The organism is Leclercia sp. UBA2479, from assembly GCF_002341985.1.
In the GTDB taxonomy this organism is placed as follows: domain Bacteria; phylum Pseudomonadota; class Gammaproteobacteria; order Enterobacterales; family Enterobacteriaceae; genus Enterobacter; species Enterobacter pneumoniae.
This window is the reverse complement of record NZ_DDPB01000008.1, coordinates 271,776-282,151: the sequence shown is the minus strand read 5'-3', so window position 1 is coordinate 282,151 and position 10,376 is coordinate 271,776. Positions and strand designations below refer to the sequence as shown.

8 protein-coding genes are annotated in these 10,376 nt (G+C 54.9%); 4 read left to right on the top strand and 4 right to left on the bottom strand.

Going from position 1 to position 10,376, the window contains the following annotated elements; genetic code table 11:
- Window positions 1-243 precede the first annotated feature (243 nt).
- Window positions 244-807, top strand: a complete 564-nt coding sequence (locus tag B3B59_RS09635; RefSeq protein WP_046886034.1) for a fimbrial protein — start codon at window positions 244-246, stop codon at window positions 805-807.
- Between the two features lie 80 nt (window positions 808-887).
- Here the strand turns inward: B3B59_RS09635 and B3B59_RS09630 are convergent, their stop codons facing one another.
- Window positions 888-2,264, bottom strand: coding sequence for a PTS transporter subunit EIIC (locus B3B59_RS09630; protein ID WP_046886033.1), 1,377 nt, complete (start codon window positions 2,262-2,264; stop codon window positions 888-890).
- A 273-nt stretch (window positions 2,265-2,537) separates the two neighbouring features.
- Between B3B59_RS09630 and B3B59_RS09625 the strand changes: the two genes are divergently transcribed.
- Complete coding sequence (locus tag B3B59_RS09625; protein ID WP_286808831.1) at window positions 2,538-3,737, top strand: enolase C-terminal domain-like protein; 1,200 nt, start codon at window positions 2,538-2,540, stop codon at window positions 3,735-3,737.
- On the opposite strand, the gene B3B59_RS09620 is transcribed toward B3B59_RS09625, so the two are convergent.
- Entirely contained in the window at window positions 3,725-4,444 is a 720-nt protein-coding gene (locus tag B3B59_RS09620; protein WP_286808830.1) for a GntR family transcriptional regulator, read from the bottom strand. The two genes, B3B59_RS09625 and B3B59_RS09620, sit on opposite strands and share 13 nt — an antisense overlap.
- Before the next feature lie 81 nt (window positions 4,445-4,525).
- Complete coding sequence (locus B3B59_RS09615) at window positions 4,526-5,263, bottom strand: alpha/beta hydrolase (RefSeq protein WP_349676950.1); 738 nt, start codon at window positions 5,261-5,263, stop codon at window positions 4,526-4,528.
- Between the two features lie 291 nt (window positions 5,264-5,554).
- Here B3B59_RS09615 and B3B59_RS09610 point away from each other — a divergent pair, with 291 nt between their 5' ends.
- Entirely contained in the window at window positions 5,555-8,593 is a 3,039-nt protein-coding gene (locus B3B59_RS09610; protein WP_286808827.1) for an autotransporter outer membrane beta-barrel domain-containing protein, read from the top strand.
- Between the two features lie 115 nt (window positions 8,594-8,708).
- A complete protein-coding gene (locus tag B3B59_RS09605) occupies window positions 8,709-9,332 on the top strand; it encodes a DUF2238 domain-containing protein (protein WP_040074049.1) in 624 nt (207 codons plus the stop codon).
- Here the strand turns inward: B3B59_RS09605 and cobT are convergent.
- The gene (gene cobT / locus B3B59_RS09600; RefSeq protein ID WP_286808826.1) at window positions 9,322-10,371 is read right to left on the bottom strand and encodes a nicotinate-nucleotide--dimethylbenzimidazole phosphoribosyltransferase; all 1,050 of its coding nucleotides are present in this window, start codon (window positions 10,369-10,371) and stop codon (window positions 9,322-9,324) included. The two genes, B3B59_RS09605 and cobT, sit on opposite strands and share 11 nt — an antisense overlap.
- Between the last annotated feature and the right edge of the window lie 5 nt (window positions 10,372-10,376).

Here is a 10,376-nt window from a genome sequence, read left to right as displayed (position 1 = left end):
AAAAAAAAAAAAATAAATATATTTCCGAGATGAATCCCAGCCGAATAAATTCCTAATCCACCCCTTTAAGGGAATAATAGCTTTCCGTTTATGAAAATCACTTCAGGTCAGGCTCAGGGCAAGGTAATATTATTTTTGCGAAAAAGCAGAACAGCAAATTCAGTTTGTATCACCAGGAAATTTCAGCGTGATCATTTCTATTTGCCTCAGGAATTTTCATTAAATTAAATATGGATTTTGTAAATGAATAAAAATATTCAAGCCGCTATTATTGCCGTAGCGACGGTGATGAGCGTCCCGGCTATGGCCGCAGGGAATACGGCTCAGGTTGTGATTGACGGCATTGTCATCGATGACACTGAATCCTGTAATATTACTCCGGGCGGCGCCATAACCAGCAATACCGTCAGGCTCGACGATATTAGAGCGAATGAACTTGAAAAACTGGCAGTCAACGCCCCTTCAATGACATTTGCGAAAGACGTGTTCTATACCATTCAGGACTGCAAAACCGGAGGACGTAATTTTACGGGGAATCTAACGGTAAGTATGTCAGGTAACTTCAATGCTGCGATGGATAATGTCCTGGTCAACGAAATTACCACTAACCCAGCCCGCAATGCGGCAATCACCCTCGTTAATTATGACAATAGCCGCATCAAACTTGACGGCTCAAGCACTAAAACGGTTGCGTTTACGCCGGGTGCCCCTACCCTGGTACGCTACAAAGCAACTTACGTGAAAACGGCAAACGGCGTCACTGCAGGTGATATTAAAGGCACCTCCGTCTTCACGATCTCCTACTAAAAGCCAACAAAGCCTGCCGCTGGCAGGCTTTGCTAAATACCCATCGGGTTTTATCGGTAAAGCATTCAGCCCAATACGCGCTATTTCTCTGCCGTCTGCTCTCTTCCCACCAGTACCGTCGTGATGACAAACGACAGCACCAGCGCAATAGCCACACCCGATAGCGCAAACATAAAGTACGGGCCGATATAGGCGGGCAAACTAAAGATGCTCGATAGAATGTAGCCATACAGGCGCACCCCGAAGAAGGCGATAAACGCCGATGCCAGCGAGCTGGCTACCGTAGCCGCGATAAAGGCTTTTTTGTAGCGGGTCAGTACGCCAAATAGCGCCGGCTCGGTGATCCCCAACAGGGCCGAAATCGCGGCTGACAGCGTGACCGTTTTCTCCTGACGATCGCGGCTCAGGCGCCAGATTGCAAAGGTCGCACCGGCAATCGCCATGTTAGCCATAAACATCATTGGCATCAGCATGTCGTAGCCGCGGTCGCTGAAGTTTTGCAACGCGATAGGCGTCATGGCGTGGTGCATGCCGGTAAGAATGGCCACCGGTCGTATCGCACCGACGATTAACCCGGCAAAGCTCGCCGACACGCCGAACAGCCCTTCAATAAAGTAGGCCAGCCCTTTGCCCAGCCAGATCCCGATGGGGCCAATCACCACCAGCGCGGCCAGCGCGCCAATAAACAGCGTCAGCGTGGGTGTAAAGACGGTTTTCAGCACATCCGGCATGATGCTATCCACCCAGCGATGGATATAGCTCAGCGCCAGCACCGAGAAGATGACCGGAATAACGCTTGAAGCGTAGTTAAACACCGATACCGGAATAGCATTAAGCAGCCAGAGCGCGCTTACCGCCCCTTCCTGATGCGCCGCCAGCGCTTTAGCCGCCTCAATCAGCGAAGGATACATCAGGCAGGCCGCAACGGCTGCCGCCAGGTATTCGTTCGTTTTAAAGATCCTGGCCGCCGACACCGCCAGGAAGAAGGGCAGGAAGTAAAAGACGCCGCTGGCGATCAGATCGATAACCATCACGGTATCGCTCTTCGCAGAGACCACCTTCAGCGCAATAAGGCCCGCCAGCAGCCCTTTGATCATCCCTGCGCCGGCAATGGCAGGTACGATGGGGCCAAACACGCCGGAAACGGTATCCATAAACATCGAGACCAGACTCTTGCGCCCTTTTGTCTCCGCTGGCGCGCTGTCGGTGCTCTGTCCCAGCACCTTCAGCATTTGTTCATACCAGCTATTCACCTTTGGCCCGATAATGACCTGAAACTGGTCGCTCTGGAGCTGAGCCCCCAGCACGCCCGGGAGATTTTTAATGGCGGCCTGATCCACTTTATTGTCGTCGATTAAATCGAAGCGTAATCGCGTCATGCAGTGCCAGACTTTATTTATATTCCCCTGGCCACCGACCAGACGAATAATATTGTTGATGGCTTCTTGCGTCCCCATAAAGACTCCTGCCGGTGTTGTTGTTTTAATGTTGTCCAGAAGCATAATTAAACCCATCTGACAAAACAAACCAATAAAAGTTGATTAGCCTCACAGTTACTTACAAACAGAGGCCAAAAACCCACGCTTTAGCAAAATTGGTACGGTTTTTAATTCATTTATTCGCAAATAACTGACCAAAATAAATAATAAAAAAACGGTTTACCTGCCAACATTTTTAGAGCGATGATAAACCTATCAACTATTCCCAAAGTCGCCGCAAAGGAGTTCTTCGTGACGTCTGTGATTATTAAAGATATTGCCTGCTTTATTACCCGTCCGGACAGACATAACCTGGTGACCGTGCGCGTTACCACTGAACAGGGGGTAATCGGACACGGCTGCGCCACTTTCCAGCAGCGTCCGCTGGCGGTCAAAACGCTGGTCGATGAATATCTAAAGCCGCTGCTGATAGGCCGCGATGCCAGTAACATCGAAGACCTGTGGCAGATGATGAACGTGAACGCCTACTGGCGTAACGGCCCGGCAATGAACAACGCCATTTCTGGCGTGGACATGGCCCTGTGGGATATCAAAGGCCAACTGGCGGGTATGCCGCTTTACCAGCTGCTGGGCGGCAAATCTCGCGATGCGATCCCCGCTTACAGTCATGCCAGCGGCGAGACGCTGGGTGCGCTGTTCGCCTCTGTGGATACGCTATTGGCGCAGGGCTATCGTCATATTCGCTGCCAGTTAGGGTTTTATGGCGGCACGCCGTCAGCCCTGCACGCGCCTGATAACCCCACCCCCGGGGCCTGGTTCGATCAACACGAGTACATGGCTAACACCGTGGAGATGTTCCGCGCCCTGCGGGAAAAATATGGCTGGAAGATCCAGTTCTTGCACGATGTACATGAGCGCCTCTTCCCTCAGCAGGCCGTTCAACTGGCGAAACAGCTGGAGCCTTATCAGCCTTACTTTATCGAAGATATTCTCCCGCCGCAGCAGAGCGGATGGCTGGAGCAGGTTCGCCAACAAAGCTGCGTCCCGCTGGCGATGGGCGAGCTCTTTAATAACCCGGCGGAATGGCATGACCTGATTGTGAATCGCCGTATCGACTTCATCCGCTGCCATGTTTCGCAAATTGGCGGCATCACCCCGGCTATCAAACTGGCGCATCTGTGTCAGGCCTTCGGGGTACGCCTGGCGTGGCATGGCCCCGGGGACATGACGCCCATCGGCGTGGCGGTGAATACCCATCTGAACATTCACCTGCACAATGCCGCTATTCAGGAGTTTATCCCGCGTTCGGACACCACCGATCGGGTGTTCCCGGGGGCGCCAGAGGCGAAAGAGGGCTTTATCTATCCCCCTGTCGCGCCAGGCATTGGCGTAGGGTTCAATGAGGAGCTGGCGCGGGCGCATCCGGTGGTCTATCGCCCACACGAATGGACGCAAAGTCGTCTGCCCGATGGCGCGATTCACACGCCCTGATTTTGCCGCCAGGCTAAGTTATCGCGGTTCCACGGAGTGACGTAGGTACAGGTATAGTTGATATCAATGATATCGCTGACTTCAAAGACGCGCCCTCCTTCCAGAATCCCACGGTTATTGATATGCATTGCCGGGCTGCCTTTTTTGCAGCCCAGCATGACGGCCTGTTCACGGCTGACGCTCACGGCGCGATAGGTCGTGAGCATGTGCGAGATAGTTAAACCTTTACTCACCACATACTGCTGGATAGAACGCTCGATCGCCTGTTGATTGAGGTCGGGGAAGTCCGCGACAGGCATACTGGAAACCTCCAGCTGTACCGGCTGATCGTCGACATAACGCAGACGGCAAAAGTGCCAGATGAAGCTCTCTTCCGCGATGCCAAAGATCTGTTGCGCCGCCCGGTCAGGCCGCCGCTTATGCAGGCTGAGCATCCGGTAACGCATCTGATCAAAGCGCTTTTCGGTGATCGAGTTGTAGATCAGTGGGTTGTTACGCGCATGCTCGTTGATCCAGATCCCCGAGCCCTGCACAATGCGCACCAGGCCAATGCTCACCAGTTTTTCCAGCGCCTGACGAATCGTAAAGCGCGACACGCCATACTCTTCGGCCAGCTGCCGCTCAGGGGGCAGTTTACGCGGCCCAGGCGTGCTCTCCTGATAAATCTTGCTCAGAAGATCCTGGGTAACAAACTCACTTTTTTTCATGGCTCGGCCCTGCCTATTTTCAACCGTTGCGGCGAGCGATGAGTTTATCATTTTGCGCCTGGTTATTTTATAACGCTTCACTTAACACGCAGGAACCCCCTTCGCCAGCAGCGCTGGCCAGACGGATGCCCAGTCAGATCCATGCGCCATACCTGCTACGCGCACAACCCGAACACAACCGCCGCCCACCGCCTGCTGAAAACGCGCGGCGACGGCAGGTGGAATGGTCGTATCCTCTTCACCACTGAAGTGGGTTTGCGGCACGTGGCGAAGGGTCGCGGCTGCATCCATCGCGCTAAGCGCGTGGGGCATGGGGCTGACCTTGTGCTGCCTATTCACAAAGGCCACATCCAGGTTGCCTGCTACGGTGCGCAGAGTCCGCACATCGCGACGTCGCTCAGCCAGCAGCGCGGCAATATTTCCGCCGCCGGAGTAGCCAATCACATCGAGTTGCACGCCCGGGTAGCGCTGCACGACCTGGTCGAGCGCCTCGTTCATGGCATCAATCACCGCGGGAGAAAAACGATCGTTTGTCCACATGTTTACCTGGCACTGGCGCGGCAGAGGCGAAGATAAAAACTGACAGGGCCGGGCGAGATAGAGCACATTGGCCGCTGTATCGCTGGCGGCCAGTTTCAGGCCAACTGGATTATGCGGGGTGGGGTTATTTGATGGCTGGGTACGACTTCTCCAGGCAAAGCCGTCCCCTTCAATGTACACCCGCAATAAATTAACCGGAGGGGTAATTCGGCTCCAGCTAACCAGGGTAAATTGATTAGCCTGCAAATCAGTGCTGATCAGACCAGAACGGGCAGCCATTTTATTTGCCGCCTGATTAAGAGCCCCTGAAACACACCCTGTTAATAAAAAAGATAAATGAATCAATAGCACCAGAAAGAATATATTTTGTTTTTGCTGCATTTAATTCCAGTCCCTAAGTTAAATTAAAAGGCACATAAAAAAGAGGCCTTTGTTTCAATAACAAATAATTAAGCAGCGCTTATTGTTTTTGGCAACAAAATGTATATTCTCCACACCAATGATATCGGATTAATCCGAAGATTAGACCAGCTGCATCTTACAATGTTTGCAACTTTATGATGGTACACCATGGAAAAAAAACGCCTTAGCCAGCTGATCTCTCTGCTGCTGGCCTCCGCGGCTGCGCAGGGTTTGATGACTACGCACGCCTTTGCTGTTGCCTCTAGCGATCTCGTTATCACGACCTCTGCTGATAGCGTCATTATTGATGACCCACTGATCGGTAACCCCACCACGGCGTTAGCGGTGAACTCGGGTATTACTGTTGGAACCCTTATTAATAACAGCCATATTCAGGATATGGCTGACAATAATTCTTATAGCAATCTTAATATTGCCCAAATTGATGGTAATGTCGGTACACTGATTAACAATGGCACCATTGCCAGCGTCAATCGCTATCACTATGGCAGTATTCTTGAGATCAGTTCTGCCGGTGTAGTTTCAAACTTCATCAACCATGGCAAAATTGAATTTTCATCCGACAGCTATAGCCTTAATTATTACGATACTGGCGCGATTGATAATGCCGGCAATATCGGCACGCTGACTAACGCAGTTGATGGCACAATTAACGGGCCACGCGGTATCAGTAACCTGGGGCGAATTGATAATTTAAATAACGCCGGGGTCATCGCAACCGAATCGGGAAATATGCCAGGATTTGGCAACAATGGCGCTATTTACAACAGCGGCTCCATCGGTACGCTGCATAACACCGGAAGTCTGATCGCCACTGAGGATATGATGGGTGACAGCTCAGGGGTTTATAACCAGGGCACCATCACCACGCTGATTAACGATAATACCATTGAGGCCAGTAACAGCGGCATTCATAACTACGGTATCATCAATACCCTCGAGAATAATGGCACGATCCACGGCAGCATTGGTATCTTTGACAGTACCTCCGGCACTACCTCAATCAAGAGTATCGTTAATAACGGCGAGATCGTTGGTAGTTACTCAGGTATTTACCTGATTAATTTCAATACCACGCCGGATGCCATGACCATTGTGAATAACGGCGTGATAAGCGGCCAGACCTACGCGCTCTATATTTACAGCGACATCAATAATGGCAATGCCAGCGCTGACGTGACGCTGACTAACACCAATATGGTGAAGGGCATTATTGAATCCCGTAGCCCTGTCGCGCTGAAAATTAACGGCGGCGATCACTCCGTGGGCGTGCTGACCGGCCTTGATGGGCTCAACACTGTCGGCACCATTACCACCACCAAATCCGATCTCATCTTTGGTACCGGTTCCCTGTTGCTGAATGACAACGTGTTGACCAACAACAGCACCGTGGTGAACGACGCGGCCTCGCTGCAGGTGAATAACGCCATCAGCATCACCGGCGATTACCATCAAAAAGCCGCTGCGACGCTGATTTCCGGGATCTCCGATCTGGCGACCCAGGACCTCGACCTGCTGAGCGACAGTGGCTACGGCCGCCTGAACGTTAGCGGCAACGCCGTCATCGACGCGGGTTCCAGCGTTAACCTACTGCGTACCGGCAGCACCTACAAATTCGCTGAAGGTCAGCGCTATGTGGTGATTAACGCGCAGGGCGCGGACACGCAATACAACGCCAGCGCGTTGAAATATAAAGCCGTCGGTTATAACGGCAAGGTTTACGGTTCAGTGTATGAGGTTGATGCCAATAAAGCCCTGGTGCTGACCGTGGGCCCACAGAACAGTGAACCGGATGTGGTGACGAACCCAACCAAACCTGAGCCGACAACGCCGACGCAGCCGACGCCAACTCAACCGACTACGCCGACAAAGCCGACCCCAACTCTGCCGACAACGCCGACGAAGCCGACTCCGACTCAGCCGACGCCGACGCCGACGCAGCCCACTCAGCCAACTCAGCCGGCGCAACCTGAGCCGACTCTGCCGACGCAACCGACTCAGCCATCACAACCTGAGCCGACAGAACCTGCACAGCCAGGTAAACACAGCTGGGCTACCACGCCAACCGCAACCGCGGCGCTGGGCGGTCTGAGCAACTACTCTGGCATCGCTTCCCCGCAGCTGCTTGAACTGTATAACGCCTCTTTAGCGATCGATGGCACTGCAGAAGCCAACCGCGTGGGCGAGAAGCTTTCTCCGGGTCAGAATATCAACACCAGCACCGCAGCAGGGGTAGCAACCTCTACCGCGCAGGCCGTGGTTGGCGCACACATTGATGCCGTACGCAATCCACAGGCCTCCGGCACCACGGGCGTGGCGACCGGCGACGACTATAGCGCGAACTGGATCGTCTGGGGTCAGCCGTTTGGCGGTTATGCCCGTCAGGACAGCACCCGCGATATCAGCGGTTACTCCGCCAAATTCGGCGGTCTGATCCTCGGCGCCGACCGCGCGCTGGGCGACGACTGGCGTCTGGGTGCGGCGGTGAACTACAGCAACACCTCTGTTCACGGTAAAGACAACCTGAGTGGTAACACCTCTACCGCCGATAACTACGGTGTGATTGCTTACGCAGGTTATACCGGCGAACCCTGGTACCTGAACCTCTCCGCAGGGCTGAACCGTCAGAACTACAGCTCCGTTCGTCGCGCTGAGTTCACCGGTTTCTCCGGCTCCGCTCAGGGTAAATTTAACGGCTCTTCCGTCACCCTGCAGACCGAGTTCGGTTACCCGATCACCCTGCCGGCAGACGTGGTCGTCACGCCGCTCGCCAGCCTGACTTACGGTTATCAGCATGTTGATGGCTATACCGAGACAGGCGGAAACGGCATGGCGCTGGACGTGGGCAGCACCCACTCTGAATCGGTGGTGAGTGATATCGGTGCCCGCATCGAAAAAACCTTCGACACCGGTCTGGGTAAGCTGACGCCATTCGCACAGGTTTCCTGGATCCACCAGTATGACAACCGTCAAATGAGCAGCCGTGCAACCTACGCCGCAGATACCATTGGTGAAACCAGCTTCATCACCAAAAGCGCGGCCCCGGTCGAAGATATGGCCGGTCTGGCGGTTGGTAGCACGCTGTATGACGCAAACGAGCTGAGCATTGATGCCCGTTACGATCTGCAGGCCGGTGACCGTTACCAGGCGCATACCTTCAGTCTGCGTTTACGTAAGATGTTCTGATAACCACAGCTGAAAAACGGGGCCACTACGGGCCCCGTTTTTTTATCCCTTTGCCAGCCATTGAATTTTTACCCCTGCAGGTCGATAGTAGTCATTTTTCAATAAGTAGAATGCTATGACTGCAACCACGCTCTCCCCGGCATTAAAAGGCGGCGCGTTGATCCTGCTGCTTGTCCTGATCTACACCGGTGTCTATACCGGCGACCGTATCACCTGGCTGATGGAAGTCACGCCGGTGGTGATCGTTGTGCCTCTACTGCTGGCAACCCATCAGCGCTATCCCTTAACCCCGCTGCTCTACATTCTGATTTTCTTCCACGCCCTCATTTTGATGGTCGGCGGGATGTACACCTATGCCAAAGTGCCCATCGGTTTTGAGGTGCAGGCGCTGTTTGACCTCAGCCGCAACCCCTACGACAAACTGGGTCACTTCTTCCAGGGGCTGGTGCCGGCCCTGGCCGCGCGGGAGATCTTGCTGCGCGGTCATTACGTTCAGGGGCGCAAAATGACCGCGTTTCTGGTCTGCTGCATTGCGCTGGCCATTAGCGCCACCTATGAGCTGATCGAGTGGTGGGCGGCGCTGGCGATGGGACAAGGCGCGGATGATTTCCTCGGGACCCAGGGCGATCCCTGGGATACCCAGTCGGATATGTTCTGCGCCCTGCTCGGCGCGCTCACCACCGTCCTGCTGCTCGGGCGCACTCATCAGCGACAGCTAATGAGGACGGTTAAGCCTTAAGGTCAATGCCGCTGTGCGCCAGCACGCCCATCTGGCTATACATGGCGCAGGCGGCGCTGACGATCGACATGCCCAGCGCGGCGCCGCTCCCCTCGCCAAGCCGGAGGTCGAGCCAGAGATAGGGCTGTAAACCAAGATGTTCCAGCGCACGCTGCGATCCCTTCTCTGCTGAGAAATGGGAAGGGATGCAGTAGTGTTTCACCGCCGGCGCGATCTGGCAGGCCGCGATTGCCGAAGCGTAAGAGAGAAAACCGTCGAGCACCACCGGCAGTCCGCAGGCCCCGGCCCCCAGGATAACCCCGGTCATCCCCACCAGGTCATACCCCCCTACCTTCGCCAGCACGTCCAGCGCATCGGCGGGATTGGGCTGATTAACGCGGATGGCCTGCCTGACAATCGCCTCCTTGTGCTGCAGCCGCTCGGGGGGCAGGTTTGCACCATGCCCCACCACCTCATGCGGATCGCAGCCGCACAGGACGCTGATCATCGCCGAGGCGGGGGTGGTGTTCGCCATCCCCAGCTCACCGGTACCCAACACCGCGATCCCCGCTGCGGCCCGCTGTTTTACCAGCTCAGCGCTCGCCAGCAGGATCTGTTCCGCCTGCTCGCGACGCATTGCCGGGCCGACGGCGATGTTATCGCTGCCCCGCGCCACTTTCAGGCTGAGCATCCCGTCAATGGGGTCGCCGTTAATGCCCACATCCACCGGCAGCACCGTCGTCTGGTTGCTTTTCGCCAGCACGCAGACGCCAGAGGAGCCATTGAGCATATTCTGCGCCTGAAGACGGGTGACCGCCTGCGGAGCCAGTGCCACCCCCTCCTGATAGACACCGTGGTCGGCGCACATCACGATAATCTCTTTGGCCAGATTGCCCAGCGGCGGCAGCCCCCGCATACCCGCCAGTTGAATAGCCAGCGCTTCCAGCCTGCCAAGGCTATTCAGCGGCTTCACCAGACCATCAATGTGCTGCGCGGCCTGCGCCATTTTCTCTGCGTCCAGCGGGGCGATCGCCGCCACCAGCGCTTCTATGCTCTGCATGGGTG

Excerpts from the sequence above, each read along its gene's own strand:
- B3B59_RS09610 (WP_286808827.1), top strand. The coding sequence starts at position 5,555 with ATGGAAAAAAAACGCCTTAGCCAGCTGATCTCTCTGCTGCTGGCCTCC.
- B3B59_RS09605 (WP_040074049.1), top strand. The coding sequence starts at position 8,709 with ATGACTGCAACCACGCTCTCCCCGGCATTAAAAGGCGGCGCGTTGATC.
- B3B59_RS09620 (WP_286808830.1), bottom strand. The coding sequence starts at position 4,444 with ATGAAAAAAAGTGAGTTTGTTACCCAGGATCTTCTGAGCAAGATTTAT.
- B3B59_RS09635 (WP_046886034.1), top strand. The coding sequence starts at position 244 with ATGAATAAAAATATTCAAGCCGCTATTATTGCCGTAGCGACGGTGATG.
- B3B59_RS09630 (WP_046886033.1), bottom strand. The coding sequence starts at position 2,264 with ATGGGGACGCAAGAAGCCATCAACAATATTATTCGTCTGGTCGGTGGC.
- B3B59_RS09615 (WP_349676950.1), bottom strand. The coding sequence starts at position 5,263 with ATGGCTGCCCGTTCTGGTCTGATCAGCACTGATTTGCAGGCTAATCAA.
- cobT (WP_286808826.1), bottom strand. The coding sequence starts at position 10,371 with ATGCAGAGCATAGAAGCGCTGGTGGCGGCGATCGCCCCGCTGGACGCA.